The 16,883-nt window shown below is 71.8% G+C and carries 11 protein-coding genes; 7 read left to right on the top strand and 4 right to left on the bottom strand.

Translation table 11 applies throughout. From position 1 onward, the window contains the following. Positions 1-98: 98 nt before the first annotated feature. On the bottom strand, positions 99-1,565 hold the full coding sequence (locus ACH4S7_RS11865) for an oxygenase MpaB family protein (protein WP_398520987.1): 1,467 nt from the start codon (positions 1,563-1,565) through the stop codon (positions 99-101). Between the two features lie 385 nt (positions 1,566-1,950). On the opposite strand from ACH4S7_RS11865, the gene ACH4S7_RS11870 reads away from it, so the two are divergent. Then, on the top strand, positions 1,951-3,105 hold the full coding sequence (locus ACH4S7_RS11870) for a sensor histidine kinase (RefSeq protein WP_398520988.1): 1,155 nt from the start codon (positions 1,951-1,953) through the stop codon (positions 3,103-3,105). Next, positions 3,093-3,734 (top strand): response regulator, encoded by a 642-nt coding sequence (locus tag ACH4S7_RS11875; protein WP_398520989.1) that lies wholly within the window; start codon positions 3,093-3,095, stop codon positions 3,732-3,734. Before ACH4S7_RS11870 ends, ACH4S7_RS11875 begins: the two co-directional genes overlap by 13 nt. A gap of 127 nt (positions 3,735-3,861) precedes the next feature. Here ACH4S7_RS11875 and ACH4S7_RS11880 read toward each other — a convergent pair whose 3' ends face one another. Both ACH4S7_RS11880 and ACH4S7_RS11885 read right to left on the bottom strand, forming a co-directional pair. Then, positions 3,862-6,330, bottom strand: coding sequence for an FtsX-like permease family protein (locus ACH4S7_RS11880; protein WP_398520990.1), 2,469 nt, complete (start codon positions 6,328-6,330; stop codon positions 3,862-3,864). After that, entirely contained in the window at positions 6,327-7,094 is a 768-nt protein-coding gene (locus tag ACH4S7_RS11885; RefSeq protein WP_398520991.1) for an ABC transporter ATP-binding protein, read from the bottom strand. Before ACH4S7_RS11885 ends, ACH4S7_RS11880 begins: the two co-directional genes overlap by 4 nt. A 264-nt stretch (positions 7,095-7,358) precedes the next feature. On the opposite strand from ACH4S7_RS11885, the gene ACH4S7_RS11890 reads away from it, so the two are divergent. From ACH4S7_RS11890 to ACH4S7_RS11910, 5 genes are all read left to right on the top strand, one after another. After that, entirely contained in the window at positions 7,359-8,636 is a 1,278-nt protein-coding gene (locus ACH4S7_RS11890) for a dienelactone hydrolase family protein (RefSeq protein ID WP_398520992.1), read from the top strand. Positions 8,637-9,039: 403 nt separating this feature from the next. Continuing rightward, a complete protein-coding gene (locus tag ACH4S7_RS11895) occupies positions 9,040-9,612 on the top strand; it encodes an NADPH-dependent FMN reductase (protein ID WP_398520993.1) in 573 nt (190 codons plus the stop codon). A gap of 303 nt (positions 9,613-9,915) precedes the next feature. Beyond that, complete coding sequence (locus ACH4S7_RS11900; protein ID WP_398520994.1) at positions 9,916-10,884, top strand: ATP-binding cassette domain-containing protein; 969 nt, start codon at positions 9,916-9,918, stop codon at positions 10,882-10,884. Then, on the top strand, positions 10,881-11,738 hold the full coding sequence (locus tag ACH4S7_RS11905) for an ABC transporter permease (protein ID WP_398520995.1): 858 nt from the start codon (positions 10,881-10,883) through the stop codon (positions 11,736-11,738). Before ACH4S7_RS11900 ends, ACH4S7_RS11905 begins: the two co-directional genes overlap by 4 nt. A gap of 152 nt (positions 11,739-11,890) precedes the next feature. Then, entirely contained in the window at positions 11,891-13,168 is a 1,278-nt protein-coding gene (locus ACH4S7_RS11910; protein WP_398520996.1) for a MerR family transcriptional regulator, read from the top strand. Between the two features lie 46 nt (positions 13,169-13,214). Here ACH4S7_RS11910 and ACH4S7_RS11915 read toward each other — a convergent pair whose 3' ends face one another. Further along, on the bottom strand, positions 13,215-16,781 hold the full coding sequence (locus ACH4S7_RS11915; RefSeq protein ID WP_398520997.1) for an ATP-binding protein: 3,567 nt from the start codon (positions 16,779-16,781) through the stop codon (positions 13,215-13,217). Positions 16,782-16,883: the final 102 nt, after the last annotated feature.

Here is a 16,883-nt window from a genome sequence, read left to right on the forward strand (position 1 = left end):
TCTCAGCACGACCGGCTCTCGCGGGTGCCGGTCGCGGGGGGGGCGCTCATGCGGGCCGGTCGCGGGGGTGCCGGTCGCGAACGCCCGTCAGGCGCTCCTCAGGGGCGCCCCAGGAGCTGAGTGCCCGCTGTCAGCGATCCGCGCGAGGTGAAGAACTCGGTGAACCCTGCGACGAACTCGTCTTCGGTGAGCCTGCCGTCCCCGTCCCGGTCCAACTGTCGGAATCCGTGTGACAGCTCGGCCGGGTGAGAGCGGGTGCCGAAGACCACCCGGTATTCGTCCGCCTCGATGAATCCACTCCTTCCGGAGTCCGCCGCCCGGAAGACGGCGCGCACCGCGACCTTCAGCCCCTGTTCCAGATACTCCGGGTCCCGGTCGCACGCCGCGAGGGTGGCCGCCACGAACTCCGCTCTGGTGATCCGCCCGCTGCTGTCGGTGTCCATGCTCCGGCGCAACTGCTGCCACCAGACGTCGAACGCCGCGTAGAGCCTGTCCTCGCCGTCGTCGTCGAGTTCGAGCTGCCAGCAGATGTTGTGGGCCATCGCCCGCAGGTCGGTAGCACCGACGAACCCGTCGCCGGTCTGGTCGAGCACCTGGCTGAAGAACTGCGCCAGCCGGGCTCCCCGTCCATCGCGGTGCCACCGCCTGGGGCCGGCTGCGTGTCGGGGTCCTGGGATGTGCACCCGCGTCCCACCGCCCGCCGACCGCTGCGACCCCGGTGCACCATGTGATCCCTTGGACTCCCGTGGCCCCTGTGAGCGATATCGCCAGCGGTCCGGCAGCCGGGTCACGATCCGGCGCGCGCCGTGGTGCAGTAGCCGGGAGAACAGCGTGTGACGGCGCGACACGGGGAGCTTGAACCGCTCCCGGTAGGCGGGTGGCAGGTCCGCGAGGGCCAGCGAGGTCATCGCCGCGGCAATCAGCGGGCGCAGCAGCGGCCAGAACGGTCCGAGCAGACGTAACCGCCTCGGCCGCGGGGCCTCCCGGAGCATGTCGAACAGCAGATAACGGGCCGGTGCATTCAGCTCCAGTCGCTCCCGTACGACGGTGTCGACATAGGTGGGCACCTCGGCCGCGGTGGCCGGGAGCAGACCGTCCGGCAGTGCGAACGGGGCACAGATCTGCCGGAACTCGGCATAGAGCCGCTCCAGCTCGGCCGGGGTCAACGGGTCGCCGGACAGTTCCCGCATGGCCACGACCGACTCGTACAGGGTGATCAGGATCCAGACGCGGGTGGCCGGGTCGTGGGCGGAGTAGGCCCGGCCCTGCTCGTCGGTGCCCATGATGCGTTTGTGCGCCCGGTTCAGCCGGGCGACCTCGCGCAGGAGGGTGTCCTGGTCGGCGAAGACCAGCCGCTGGCCACTGCCCATCGTGTGCTCGATCCGGCGCCAGGGATGCGCACGGTAGGTGGAGTGCTCCGCCGTGCCCGCCCCGACCACCGGATGCGAGGTCTGGAGGACCAGCAGCCGCCATGCGACGAGCAGCATGCGCCACTCCCCGAGGTGGCTCCGGAACAGGGACTCCGGGTGCGGAGGATCCGGTTGGGGAAGAGCGGTGCTTTCCACTGATGAACTCCTCGATGCGCGTGAGTGTCCTCGCCGCCCACCGATCTGCTCTTCCGAGACTGCCGTGAAACGCATGATGAGTTAGTCGTACGATATGCATGGATGTTAGTAATTCCCCTCTGTGCAGGGTGATTTACCGACCGCTGCCGGTCCGGCTCGGGCGTGATTCCCTCCTTCGAGGCGGCCTGTTTGAGGCAGGGGAGGCGCCCGAGTGCGACGGGTGCGCGGGTGCGCGGGTGCGCCGAAGGATGTGGTGAAGGATGTGTCGATCGGCGACGGTATCCAGACTTCCCGATCCCGAACGCCCGGTCAGCGGTGCCAGCCCCCGTAGCGGGGTGTAGCGCGCACCACCGACAGCCCTGTGACTGTCGCCTAGGCTGCGGGTATGCGCGAGGAGGTCCGTACGGCCGGGAGGGCATCGCTCCACCTGCTGGCCGGAGCGGGCGTCAGCCTGCTCTGTTATCTGATGATCGGCGTGGCCATGTTCACCGTGGTGCTGACCGTCACCGTCATCGGCGCGGGCGTGCTGCCCGAGTCCGTCCTCACCCTCCGCCGACTGGCCGGTCTGGAGCGCCGCCGTACCGCCGCGTGGTCGGGGCGCCCCGTCCCGGAGGACTACACGCCTCTGACCGGGACACTCACCGATCGGGTCCGGGCAGCCGTGCACGACCCCGGCACCTACCGCGACCTCGAATGGGGCGTGGCCCAACTCGTCTACGGCATGGTCCTGCTCTACGCGGCCCTGGTGCTCTGGCCCATCGCCCTCCTCGTGGACGGGTTCTGGTACGGGCTCGCCGGGCGCCGATGCGTCCTGCTGCCGATGATCGGACGGTTCGCCGATCTGCAGGCGCACTGGTCACGCACGCTGCTGCTGCCGTCGTCCAAGGAACGCCTCACCGACCGGGTCGAGCAGCTCACCGTGACCCGCGCGGACGCGGTCGCCGCGCACGGCGCGGAGCTCCGCCGCATCGAGCGGGATCTGCACGACGGCGCCCAGGCGCATCTCGTCGCGCTCTCGATGCGTCTCGGCCTGGCCCGCCGCGCGTACGAAGCCGACCCCGCCGGCTCGATGCGGCTGCTGGAGCAGGCCCAGGCGCAGGCGGAGTCCGCGCTCGGTGAGCTGCGGCACGTCGTCCGTGGCATCCATCCGCCGATCCTCACCGACCGAGGACTGGCCGGAGCGGTACGCGCCCTCGCGGCGAGCAGCGGACTCGATGTGTCCGTGGACACCGGCGGGATCGAGGACGGCCCGCGTGCGCCCGCCGCCGTCGAGGCCGCCGCGTACTTCGTCGTCGCCGAGGCCCTGACGAACTCGGCCAAGCACAGCGGCTCCCTACCCGCGGGGGTGGAACTGCGGCGGAAGCGTGGCCGGTTGCACATCTCGGTGTGGGACGCCGGACACGGTGGCGCGGACGAGGGTCGCGGCTCCGGACTGCTCGGCGTGCGACGCCGGGTGGCCGCCCTGGACGGAACCGTGGCAGTGTCCAGCCCCAAGGGGGGTCCGACCGTGATCGAAGTGGAGCTGCCGTGCGCGTGGTGATGGCCGAGGACAACGCCCTGTTGCGGGAGGGTCTCATCCTGCTGCTGACCTCAGCCGGCCATGAGGTGGTCGGGGTCGCGTCGACCGGCCCGGAGGTGCTGCCGCTGCTGCTGGAGCGCCGACCCGATGTCGCCGTGCTGGACGTCCGGATGCCTCCCGGCTTCCGGGACGAGGGCCTGCGCGCGGCCGTCGCGGCCCGGAAGGAGCTACCGGAGCTGCCCGTGCTCGTCCTCTCCCAGTACGTGGAGGAGACCTACGCAGCCGAGCTGCTCAGCTGCGGGGCGCGCGGCATCGGCTATCTGCTGAAGGACCGCGTCGGACGGGTGGACGAATTCCTGGACGCGCTGGACCGGGTCGCGGCCGGGGGCACGGCGCTGGACCCGGAGGTGGTCACCGAACTCATGTCCCGACGCCGGGACAACCCTCTGGAGGCGCTGACGCCGAGAGAGCGCGAAGTGCTGGAACTGATGGCCCAGGGCCATGACAACGCGACGATCGCCCGGATGCTGGTGATCACCGAGCGCTCGGTGCACAAGCACATCGGCAATGTGTTCCTGAAGCTGAGGCTGCCGCCGACGGACAGCGGCCATCGGCGCGTACGCGCGGTCCTCGCCTTCCTCAACGCCTGAGCCCCGCAAGCCCCGGACTCCGGGGCCCCTGGGCCCCTCGGTTCCTCGGCTCCTCGGCTCCTGGGCTCCTGGGCTCCTGGGGCCGAGTTTCTCAAAGCCTCAGCCCCTGAGCCCCGCGGCACTCGCGTCACTCCCGCCGCAGGCTCCGCCGCGCCGGTATCAGCGCCCCCGCGTAGGCGATCGTCACCGTCGTCAGACCGATCGCCGCCGCCTGCGGGGACGGGAGGTACGGGAGCGTGTCAGCGGCGGTCAGGGCGAAGGCCAGCAGGGGTAGGAAGGCGACCGCAGTGCCCACCGTGAGGCCGGTCACCGTCACCATCGCCACCTCCGCCCGGAGCATGGCACGGAGCTGGCGTCTGCCGGCGCCCACACGGCGCAGCAGTACGAGTTCGTCGCGGCGGCCGGCGGTGATGAGCGCGAGGGTGGTCAGGACGGTGACGGCGGTGAGGCCGCCGATCGCCGCCACCCCCACGACACTGAGCGCCGAGCCCGCCCGGTCCTCCTCGGAGGTGAGGCGCTCAGGTGCCGGGTCAGTGTCCAACCAGGCCCCGGCGACACGGGACACGGCGGCCCGCAGCGCCCCGGGGTCCGTGCCGGGAGCGGTCGCGAGCAGCACCCGGGCGGGCGCGGGCGCCGTCATATGGCGGGCGAGTTCGTCGCGGGAGAAGAGGAAGTCGCCGACGGCGAGGGAGCGCTCGTAGACCGCCGCCACCGTCAGCCGTCGCTCCACGCCGTCACCCATGCGGAGCCTCACCGTCGAACCGGGCCTCAGCTCCAGGGCCTCCGCCCGGTCCGCGCCGACGGCCACCGTGCCCGGCCGCCGCAGCCCGTCGAGGGAGCCGCTGACGACATCCGGATCAAGGGTGCGGGTCAGCGAAGCGGGGGTGACGCCGAGAACCGGCAGCCGCGCCAGCTCGGGGGTGCCGGCCACGGTGTCGGCGAGGACGACGGTGCTGCGCAGGATGTCCGTCGCCACGGCCACGCCCGATATGCCCCGCAGGGCCGCCGCTTCGACGCCAGTGACGGCGTACTCCGCACGGAGGGCGCGGTCGGCCTGGCCGTCACCGGCCCGCTGCATGGTCGCGCCCGCCGAGAGCTGGACGGCGGCGAAGGCCGTCATCAGGACGATGGGGGTGATCGCGGCGCCGAGGCGGGCCGCGTTGGCGCGGGACGCGGCGGCGGCGAGCCTGCCGGCCGGCCCAGCGCCACGGAGGGGCCGGCCCAGCAGGGCCAGGGCACCGCGCGCGATCCATGGTCCGAGGACCGCGCATCCCGCGACCATCGTCACCGTCGCCGTGCCGATCATCGCGGCGGCGGCCTGACCACTCTGGAGGGTCGCGGTACCCGCCGCGCTCGCACCGCCGGCGAGCAGGATCAGCCCGGTGATCCGCCGTCCGTCTCCCGGGCGGGCGGGGGATGGCTCTCCGGTACGGGCGAACGGCACCACGAGGCGGACCGCGCCCACGGTCAGCGCGGCGGTGGCGAGGGAGCCGGTCATCAGCCACCAGGGCGCGGCCAGTTCGAGCCCGTCGGGCAGGACGCCCCGGGACCGCAGCCACGCGCTGAGCGCGAGGTGCGCGGGGACCGCGCACACGGCCCCGAGCAGGGCGGCCACGGCGCCCACCCGGACGACTTCCCGGCCGACGGCGGCCCGGATCTGGCGCGGTGTGGCGCCGACCGCGCGCACCAGGGCGAGCTCCCCGGCGCGCTGGCGCAGGGCCTGGGCGACGAGGGAGCCGAGCACCAGTAGGGCGACGATGAGGATGGTGCCGCTGATGGCGGCGACCATGGCGATCAGCCCCTGCCGGGCCGGTGCGACGGCGAGGTGTTCGGCGGCACCGCGCCCGTCTCCGGTGAGGGCCCGGGGGGACTGACCGGCGCCGAGGTCCCGGATCTCCGCGCGGTCGAGCGCGTGCCGCACCCGGGAGTGCAACGCGGCGGTGGAGACGCCTGGTGCGGCGAGGACGCCGATGGCGTCCACGGCTCCAGGGCGTCCGGCGAGCCGCCGTGCCTCGGCGGTGGAGAGGTAGAGAGTGGCGGGTCCGGGGGCAGTGCCGACGATCCGATACGTATGGGTCTGGCCCGCCGTACGGATCTCGATCCGCTCCCCCGTACGCGCCCTGGTGCCGAGCCCGGCACCGGCGACCACTTCGTCCGCCTGCCGCGGGGCCCGTCCGTCGCTCAGGGTGTACGGGGCGAGGGCGGCGGCCGTCCATGGGCGGCCCTCGGCACGGCGGCCGTCGACGGTCAGCGCGACCATCTGGTCCGCGACGGCGTCCCGTACCCCCTCGACGGAACGCAGCAGGTCCACGGTCCGCTCGGGCAGCCGAACGCGTTCGGTGAGCGCGGCCCGCGCCGTCTCCGGCTTGGAGCCCCACCGCTTGGCGGTGTGCCGGACGGACTGGTCCGCCGTGACGACCACGGTCGCGGCGGCGTACCGGTCGACCCTGGCGTGTCCGAGCGCGGCCGAACCGATGGTGAGGGCGCTGGCCCCGAGGAGTACGGAGGTCAGGGCGACGGCGGCGAAGACGGCCGCCCATGCCTTGCGGTGGGCGCGCAGGGAGCGTCGTGCGAGCAGTCGTACGGCGGCGTTCACCGGCGATCCCCGAGCGTGCGCAGCGCCTGCCGGATCTGTCCCGCGTCCGGCCGGTCGAGCCGGCCCGCGACCCGCCCGCCGTCCAGGAAGAGCACCTCGTCGGCCCATTCGGCGGCAGTCGGATCGTGGGTGACCAGGACGACCGCGCAGCCGGTGTCGTCCACGGCTTGGCGGAGCAGGGCGAGCACCACCTCGGCGGTGTCGGGGTCGAGCGCGGCGGTCGGCTCGTCGGCGAAGACCACTTCGGGCCGGGTGACGAGGGCGCGCGCGACGGCGACCCGCTGCCGCTGGCCGCCGGACAGCTCGTCGGGCGCGTCCTGGGCCCGGTCGGCGAGTCCGACGGTGGCGAGCGCGGCGAGGGCGCGGCCTTCGTCGGGGGTGTCCGCGAGGAGCAGCGGCAGGGCGGCATTCTCCTGGACGGTCAGCGAGGGCACGAGGTTGAGGGACTGGAAGACGAAGCCGATCCGGTCGCGCCGCAGCCGGGTCAGGGCGGCCTCGCCGAGACCGGCGAGTTCGGTGCCGCCGACCCGTACGCTGCCCGAGGTTGGCCGGTCGAGTCCGGCCGCGCACTGGAGCAGCGTCGACTTGCCGGATCCGGACCGGCCCATGACGGCGAGGAAGCGTCCGCGCGGCACGGTGAGGCTGACGTCGTCGAGCGCGGCCCGGCCGTCTCCGTACACCCGGCCCACCCGGTCGAGGGTCAGTGCCGAAAGCGGCTCGGCCACCATGGCGAGTGTCGCGCCGCCACGTCGCAACCAGAACATTTCCAACGCCCTTTCGGTGACCGTCCGTCTCACCGACAACGCTAGGAATTCCGGGCCCTCTCGCCCAGGCTGCGTGCACCCGTATCGAAGGTGACGCGGGCTACACCTTCGGGCTGTGGTGAACCGGATCACCGGCTCCGCGACGGCCGCCCGCCGGTGGCCGTCCGGCCACACGCCACAGAGGCTCCACGCACCGGCCAAAAGCGGCCAAAACCAACCAACACCGAGTGGAACGCATCCATCCGGTTTCGCGTCCTCCGGACCGTGAACGCCTCGAAACTCCTGGCCCTGACCGCCACAGCCACCGCACTCGGTCTCACCCTCGCGTCGACCGCCGTAGCCGCCGCGTCACCCGCCGGACCCACCGCCAGGGCGGCGACCGTGGACCTGGCCCGGGACAAGGCGACCCTGACCACTTACCGGCTCGCCCCCGGGCTGCTCAGAATCACCCCCGACCGCGCGGGCGGGAACCCCAGCCAGGTCCACGGCCTCCTCGGGATGCCTCGCGGCAAGGGCCCCCACCCGGTCGTCGTCGTCCTGCACGGCACCCATCACAACTGTGTCAGCCCCGGCCATCCCTACATCGCGCGCAAGCCCGTAAAGACCACCTGGCCGCTGGTCTGCGCCGAGCCCGGCAAGCCCCGCCCACCCGGCCTCGGCCCTGACTATCTGCGCCAGAACGTGGGGCTCTCGCACATGGTCGAGGCCCTCACCCGCAAGGGCTTTGCCGCCGTCGCCATCGATGTCGTATCGCCCGAGATCTGGTGGGGCGGCGAGACGAACGCCGAGAAGGGCTACACCGCGCTGATCGACGCCCATCTGAAGCTGCTCACGGACCTCAACAAGGGCGTCAACCACGGGCTGCGGGTCAGCGGTCTCAAGGGGCGTATCGACACCTCCCGAGTGGGTCTGGTCGGGCACAGCCGGGGCGGCGGTTACGTCCTGTCCCCGAAGGCCGCCGCGCGCGCCGGGCTGTTCGGCGCTGTCGCCGTCCAGCCGCTGGAGAACGCCGAGCCGGCGACGCACCGGGTCCCGGTCCTCAACATCAGGGGCGCGTGTGACGAGGACGTCTCGCCCACCGCCGGACTCGACACCATGAAGCGGCTCGCCAGGTCCGGTTCGACCAAGGTCGCCGTGGATGTGCGCCTCGCGGGCACGGGCCACCGGATGATCAACAGCAATCTCGCACCGACGGACCCCGGGGGCGGAATCGGCGACTGCAAGGCGTCGAAGGTCGCCGCGCCCGCCACCGCCCGCGCCCAGACCGCCCAGCTCACGGCGGACTTCCTGGCACAGGCCCGCAAGAAGGTCACCGCCTACCGTCTCCCCGCGGTCGCGACGGCCACGCCCCAGGGGGCCCCGGACCCGACACCCCGGGGTGGCAACCTGCGCAAGGGCGGCCCCGCCGTCACCTTCCGGACGACCACCCCCGCGATCTACACCGACCCGCGCGCCATCCGCGAGATCGTCTCGAAGGAACGGCTGCTCCCCGCCATCCCCAAGAACTTGGTGGTGAACAAGCAACCGGACATCGGCATCTGAGTCCGGCACCCACGCCGGCACCCACCCGGCGCCCGGGGCGGATGCATCCCGGCCTCCGCTCCCCTCCCCCGCTTGTCCGACAGGCGCGAGATGCAGACGCGCGGGGGGGCGGGGGTTAAGTTGGGACCCCCGGCTGGAAGTAGCGCCCGGTGGGGGGGGGGGGGGTGCGGCGGGGGGGCCCGCCCCCGGGCCGCACCCACCCCCGGCCCGGGCCCGCCCCCCCCCTGAACCCGGGCCCCAACCCCCTACCCCCTACTGGCCTGTGTTGCCGCCCCCCCCCCCCCCCCCCCCCCCCCCCCCCCGGGCGTCTGCATCTCGCGCCTGATGGGTGAGGGCGGCTCGACCGGGTCGCCCGGGCCACGGAGCCGAAACCAGAGCCGAAACCAGAGCCGGAGGCGGACACATGCGGGAGTCGGACGAGCGGGAGACGCCCCCGCTGAGTGTCGCCGTGATCATCGGAAGCACGCGGGAGGGCCGTGCCGGGGAGCGCGTCGGGCACTGGTTCACCGAGCGGGCCGGAGGGCGGACGGATCTGGAGCTGTCGATCATCGATCTGATCGACTTCGACTTCCCGGCCCACTACCCGGCAGGCACCACCGAGCAGATACGGGACTTCACCGAGCGCGTCGACCGTGCCGACGCGTTCGTGGTCATCACCCCCGAGTACAACCGGTCCTTCCCTGCCTCCCTCAAACAGGCCATCGACTTCGCCTACGACGAGTGGCAGACAAAGCCGGTCGCCTTCGTCAGCTACGGCCACAGCTCGTCTGGGTTGTACGCGGTCGAGCATCTCCGCTCGGTCTTCACCGAGCTACAGACCGTGACCCTGCGCAATGGCGTCGCTATCAACCTCATGGACGAGCGATGGGAGGACAAGGGCCGGGCGGCGGATCTCATGCTCGACCAGCTCGGCTGGTGGGGACTGGCACTGCGCGAGGCTCGTGCACGCCGACCGTATGTCTCCTCCGTCTCCTAGCTAGCCACTCGCCCCACCCCACCGCACCGCACCGCACCGCACCACAGCGCAGCGTCGGCCTCGTCGGCCACCATCCTGACCGCCGCGTCCTGCTCACCGCCCCGAAATTTCCTGACCGTCGACCGATGAATTCCAACGACTGTTCGAGTCAAACCCCGCAAGACCTCAAAGACCGCCTCGAAGACCGTGCGGCCTCTCCGAGGTCCGAGGACTGACCCATCGACCTTCTCCACCACAGACCTCCTCCGCCCGTAGAACTCCTCCACCACAGATCACCGCAGACCTTCTCTAAGGAACCGACGTATGAGTACAGAATTGGCCATCGAGACCAAGGGCCTGGTGAAGGTCTTCGGTGCGAACCGGGCCGTAGACGGTGTCGACCTCGCGGTCCCGGCCGGCACGGTCTACGGAGTCCTCGGCCCCAACGGCGCGGGCAAGACCACCACCGTCCGCATGCTCGCCACCCTGCTGCGGCCGGACGGCGGCGAGGCGCGGATCTTCGGCAAGGACGTGGTCGCGGAGGCGGACGCGGTGCGCAGCCGGGTCAGCCTCACCGGTCAGTACGCCTCGGTGGACGAGGACCTCACCGGTACGGAGAACCTCATCCTGCTGGGAAGGCTGCTGGGGCACTCCAAGTCGGCGGCCCGTATCCGTGCCGAGCAGCTCCTGGACGCCTTCGGCCTGACCGAGGCGGCGGCCAGGCAGGTGAAGAACTACTCGGGCGGGATGCGGCGCCGTATCGACATCGCCGCCTCCATCCTCAACACCCCTGACCTGCTCTTCCTGGACGAGCCGACCACCGGTCTCGACCCGCGCAGCCGCAACCAGGTCTGGGACATCGTGCGCGCGGTCGTCGCACAGGGCACCACGGTGCTGCTGACCACGCAATATCTCGACGAGGCGGACCAACTCGCCTCCCGCATAGCCGTGATTGACCACGGCAAGGTGATCGCCGAGGGCACCAAGGGCGAGCTGAAGGCGTCCGTCGGCGCCGGCGCCGTCCATCTGCGGCTGCGGGACGCCGCGCAGCGCCCGGCAGCCGAGCGGGTGTTGGCCGCGGCGCTGGGCGCGGAGGTCCTGCTCGACGCGGACCCGGTCGCCCTGACCGCCCGGGTCACGGCACACGGCACCGAGCAGGACGCCGCCGAGCAGGCCGGTCGGGCCCTCGCCGAGCTGGCCCGCACCGGAATCACCGTGGACAACTTCTCGCTGGGACAGCCCAGCCTGGACGAGGTCTTCCTCGCCCTGACCGACAAGAAGGGGGCGGCATGAGCACCGCGACGACCACCAAGGACCTGGACGATGTGGTGCTCGACGCACCGAAGGCGGAGCACCTCGCAGCGCTGCTGGTGAGCAAGGAGCGTCCACCACGGCCGAGCGCGCTCTCCGCGTCGCTCACCTTCGGCTGGCGGACCATGCTCAAGATCAAGCATGTGCCGGAGCAGCTCTTCGATGTGACGGCGTTCCCGATCATGATGGTGGTGATGTACACCTACCTCTTCGGAGGGGCGCTGGCCGGTTCGGCCTCCGAGTACATCCAGTTCCTGCTGCCGGGCATCCTCACCATGAGCGTCGTCATGGTCACGATGTACACCGGCATCGCGGTCAACACCGACATCACCAAGGGAGTCTTCGACCGCTTCCGTACGCTGCCGATCTGGCGGCCGTCACCGATGGTCGGGTATCTGCTCGGCGATGCCGTCCGCTATCTCATAGCCTCCGTGGTCATGCTGGCCGTCGGCATGATCATCGGCTATCGGCCGGACGGCGGGGTCGTCGGTGTGCTGCTGGGCGTCGCGGTGCTGATCGTCTTCGCCTTCTCCTTCTCCTGGGTCTGGACGATGTTCGGACTGCTGCTCCGCACGGAGAAGTCCGTCATGGGCGTCTCCATGATGGTGATCTTCCCGCTGACCTTCCTGAGTAATGTCTTCGTCTCCCCGGCGACGATGCCGGGCTGGCTCCAGGCGTTCGTCAACAACAGCCCGGTGACCCATGTCTCCACGGCGGTGCGGGAGCTGATGGCGGGCGAGTGGCCGGCGGCGGACATCGCTTGGTCGCTGGGGTGGTCCGCACTGTTCCTGATCATCTTCGGTTCGATCACCATGCGGCTCTACAACCGCAAGTGAGTCCGAGCTGGGGCACGGGGGTGGCGGCGGGCGTTCTCGCAGGACGAGGGCGCCCGCCGCGCGTATCCCCTGTGTTGACCTTCTCCCCTGGGGAAGCTCCAGCATCGGTGGTGCCGGGGCGGAGCTCCCCGGTGCGAGGAGGACGGAGACATATGGATCGGCTGACCATCGGGGCATTCGCCCGCGCGTCCAGGCTGTCCGCCAAGGCTCTGCGCCGCTATGACGAGTTGGGACTACTGCCGCCGGCCAGCGTCGATGCGTACACCGGATACCGGTACTACGACGCGACGCAGTTGGAGCGGGCCCGATTGGTGGCGTGGCTGCGGCGGATCGGGATGCCGCTGGTCACCGTCCAAGAGGTCTGCGATCTGTACGAGTCCGATCCCGCCGAGGCCGCCCGGTCCATCCGGGCGTACTGGGCGCAGGTGGAGACCGAGACCTCGGCCCGCCGCGATCTGGCGGTCTTCCTCGCCGACCGGCTGTCCCGGCCCTCGCGGCCGGCGCGGCCTCCAGGGAAGGACACCCGCACGATGACCGATCTGCTCACCCCACTCACGATCCGATATGCCGCACGGACGGATCTTGGCCTGGTCCGTGAGAGCAATCAGGACGCCGCATACGCCACCGCGCGCATCCTCGCCGTCGCCGACGGCTTCGGCAGCGAGGGAGCACCCGCCAGCGCCGCCGCCATCGCCGCGCTGAAGGCACTGGACAGCTCGGTGCGGGACGGTTCGCTACGGGACGGTTCGCTACGGGACTGCGCTGTCCCCGGCGGTTCGGCAGCGGGCGGCCCGACGTCAGGGCGCGGCTCTTCCGCAGGGTCGTCGGGTGACTGGGATGCCTCACCCGCCCCCGACACCCCCGCCTCACCCTCCTGGCCCGCCTCGCCCTCTCCGGTCGGCCGCCGTATCGGCGACCTGTTGAATGCGTTGGAGGACGCGGTCCATCGCGCCCACGCCGCCGTGAGCGGTTTCGCCGGCTCCGGTACGACGCTGACGGCCATGGTGTGGACCGGTTCCCAGCTCGCGCTCGCCCATATCGGGGACACCCGGGTCCAGTTGCTCCGCAATGGTGACTTGCTTCGGATGACGCACGACCACACCGTCACGCAGTCGATGATCGACGCGGGCACGCTCACCGAGGAGGAGGCCGCGTCCCACCCCCAGCGGACGATACTGCTGCGGGCCCTCGGCGGCGGCGAAGGACCTCCCCACCCGGAGCTGCGGCTGTGCGAGGCACAGGCCGGGGACCGCTATCTGCTGTCCTCGGACGGGCTGTTCAGGGCCGTCGCCGACGACGAGATACGCCGGGCACTCGAAGCCGCCACTGACCCAGACGAGGCGGTCGACGAGCTGATCGCCCTGGCCCACCGCGCGGGCGGCCCCGACAACATCGCCTGTGTCGTGGCGGATGTGGTGCCCGAGGATTAGGCCAGCCGAGCGCACGGACCGACCGAGCGCACGGACCGGCCGGGGGTCATAGCTGCCAATCCACTGGGCGCCTGGGGCGGTAGGAGCAGTGGGCGCCGGTGGTGACGGACTCCCTCAGGTGCGCGGCCAGTTCGGGGTGGAGTGTGGCCAGTTTCCGCAGGCTGTCGCGGATGCGTGCGGTGACCGTTTTACGGGCGCGCTCCGCCTCGTCCCCCAGACGCCGGGTGCGACCGCCCAGACCCGCCGCAGTGCGTAGTTCGTCCAGCAGAGCGGCTCGTTCACGGCTGAACTCGGCCGCACGGCGGTCGTCGCCCAGTTCGGCGGCGCGGTCGATCTCCTCGTCCAGCCGGTCGAGGCGGCGCCGGTAGCGGGCCTTGGCTTCGTCGTCGAGCACCGGATCCCCGCCGAACCCGCGCGCGGCGATCACCATCTCACCGCCAGCGGGATCGAGCAGGGTCACGGCGGAGAGGTCGTCGCCCGGATGGGAGAGCAGGGTGTGCAGGTCCCGCAGACCCTTGGCGTCCGGCATGTGTACGACCTGCCCGGCGAAGGCGAGCGTCCATACCGCGCCGTCCCGGCTGAACCGCTCGGCGGGCGCGGGGGGCTCGTCCCGCTGACCGGACCCAGCGGTTTCGTCCCGCCGACCGAACCCGGCAACCCCGCCAGACCGACCGGACCCGCCAGAGCGACCCCGCCCGCCAGACCGACCGGATTCGCCAGAGTGACCGGACCCGGCGATCCCGTCAGAACGGCCGACCCCGGCAAGCGGCGCTGTGGGCGGCCCCTCTCCCGGCCCCTCTCCGGTCACCTCTGCCGCACGGTCTCCTGCCCCCTCTCCCACACGGTCTCCCGCCCTCTCTCCCGCCCCTCCTGACGGGACAGGGTTCGTGGTGAGCGACTCCGCCGACTCCCCGTCCCCACGCATCGACCTGCCCTCGCCCAACCGCCCGTCCCCGAACGACCGCCCGTCCCCACCCAACAGATGTGTCAGCCCCAGCGCCTCCGCGTCCCGGCGCGTGGCCTCGGCGAGGCCGCTGGGGACCGCGCCGGGGGGCAGTGTGTCGAGGAGCGTCGCCCGTGCCCGTACCGACCAGGGCTTCGCGCGCATCCGGTCGGCCGACTGGTACGCCGCCGTCAGGTTCGCCACCGCCGACTCCCGATCGCCCCGGGCCACGTCGAGCAGCCCCAGCCAGAGATCGACGGGACCGCTGATGTCACATCCGAAGAGCGAGACGAGCCACTGTCCCGAGTACGGCAGCAGGGCGGCCCGAGCACGATCGATCAGGACCGGGTCACCCGAGGCCGCCGCCACCTGCGCCCGCAGCCGGATCCACAGGGGCTCGAACACCCGGGGCAGATCAGTCGTCAGCGATTCCAACTCGCCCAAGTGGTGCAGCGCGAGGGCCGTGTCCCCACGGTCGGCCGCCGTGAGCCCGGCCAGCAGCGCCGGGAAGGGATGCGACAACCCGTCCAGGTCGGCGACGAACGCCGCCGCTTCCGCATACCTCCCCCGGAGCAGGGCGAGCGCCCACCGCATATGGGTGAGCATGTACCCGAACGGCTCCTGATCGTGCTCGACCGCCGCCACCTCGTCCATCCCGGCGACGGCCGCCGTGAACCGACCCGTGAGCGCGGCCACCAGCGAACGGTCGACGTTCCTGCTGATCTCCTGACGGCGCATCCCGGAGCGCTCGGAGAGGGCGACGAAAGTACGCAACTGATCGAGGTAGCGCGGGTCTCCCAGCTCCAGCAGGGTGACCCAGCGCATCGCGTTGGCATGGAGCTCCAGCTCCACATCGCCCCCGCGCCGGGCGACATCGATCATCTCGGTGACGATCCGGAGCCGCTCCTCCGAGGTGCCCAGCCCCCAGATCGTGTCGTGCCGCGCCCACAGCGAGAACGCCAAAGCCTCGTCGTCCGCTCCGCTGCGGGCCAGCGCCGTAGTGGTCTCGGCCAGATCCAGCGCTATCCGGTACGGGGAGAGGTCCGTCGGATCGTCGTGACCGCCGTCGATCAGCGCGCGGTACGCCTCCCGCAACAGCTCGACGTCGCCCGGCTCATCACCGGGCAGGGAGCCGTACCGGTGCAGGGTGATCGCCACCCGGGCGAGCAGCGCCGGGTCCCCCACCTCGCGCGCCAGCCGCACCGCCTGTTCGTGGGCGCGCCGGCACCCGTCGGTGTCACCCCGATGCCACAGTTCGGCGGCCAGGTCGATGGTGATCATCGCCGCTCTGCGGCTGTCGTCGCCGGCCGCCTCGATCGCACGCCGGAAGTGCCCCACGGCCTCGTCACCCGCCAGCCTGCGGGAGGCGTCCCGGGCGGCGGCCAGCAGCGCCTCGACCCGCTGTTCGCGGGGGAGTTCGTCGCCCGCGAGATAGGCGTGGCGCGCCAGATCGGCGGGGAAGATCTTCTCGCTGAGCGCCGGTGACCCGTCCAGCACCCGCACGACGGTGGCGTGGAGGCCGCGCCGCCGCTCGTCCAGCGCGTCGTAGAGCGTCTCCCGGACGAGGTCGTGGGCGAAGGCGAACCGGCCGCTCTCCCGCACGGTCACCAGCCGGGCGGCGACCGCCCGCTCCAGCAGCCGGTCCACCTGCGGCACGGGCGCGGACACCACCCCGGCGAGCACCTGCCGGTGGAACTCCCGGCCCAGCACCGCCGCTGTCTCCAGCAGCGCGCCCACCGGCTCCGGCAGCAGCGCGAGCCGTCGCCGCACCGCCTCCCGTACGCCCGGCGCCACCGTGCTGACCGGGCTGCCGCCGCCCCAGATCCGGGCGGTCTGCTCCACGAAGAAGGGATTGCCCCCGGTACGCCGGTGCACCTCGTCGATCACCTCGGGCTCCGGTTCGGCGCCCGCGATCAGTGAGATCAGCGCGCCGACCTCGGCGCGGCCCAGCCCGGTCAGGGTCAGGGTCGCCGCCGCCCGCGCGGACAGCGGCAGGATCAGCCGCCGCAGCGGATGGTCCGGCGTCTCGACCTCGACATCACGGTAGGTCCCGATCAACAGCAGCCGTTCGAACCAGGTGTGCTGGGCGGCGAATTCGAGGAGTTTGAGGGAGGCCGGGTCCGCCCAGTGCAGATCGTCCAGGATGACCACCAGGGGCCGCTGCTGCGCGACCGTGACCAGGGCGGTCGTCACCGCGTCGTAGAGCGCGAAGCTCTCGTCTACCTCCGGCGAACTCTTCGGTGACTCCAGCGACTCCAGTGACTGGGGGGAGTTCAGCGACTGGGGAGAGTCCAATGACCGGGGTGGACGCGGAGTGCCGCCGTCCCGGGACCCACCGGACGGCCCCTCGCCGAGGAGCACCGCGAGCCGTCCGCCCGCCGCCCGCTCGGCCGCCGCCCATTCCTCGTCGCCGACGGCCCGTCTCAGCCCGCGTACGACCTGCACCCAGGGCCAGTACCCCGGCGCGCTGTCCGAATCCCAGCAGGTCCCGCCGAGCACCAGCGCACCGCGCCGCCGTGCCTCATCGGCGGCGTCGGTGACCAGCGCGGTCTTGCCGATCCCCGCCTCGCCCGTAACCAGCACCAGACCGCCGTGACTGTCCGTCGCCCGGCCGATCTCGTGCCGGAGGACGCTCGTGGGACGGTCGCGCCCGATGAGTGCAGGGGTCATGACGAAACCATAGGAGGCGGCACTGACAGTCCGCATATGAGAATGCGTGCTGTCAGTGCCGCCTCCGGGAACCGGCCCCCTGACCTTCACCTCTTCACGAAC

Origin of the sequence: Streptomyces sp. NPDC020965, assembly GCF_044333555.1 — a bacterium.
Lineage (GTDB): Bacteria > Actinomycetota > Actinomycetes > Streptomycetales > Streptomycetaceae > Streptomyces.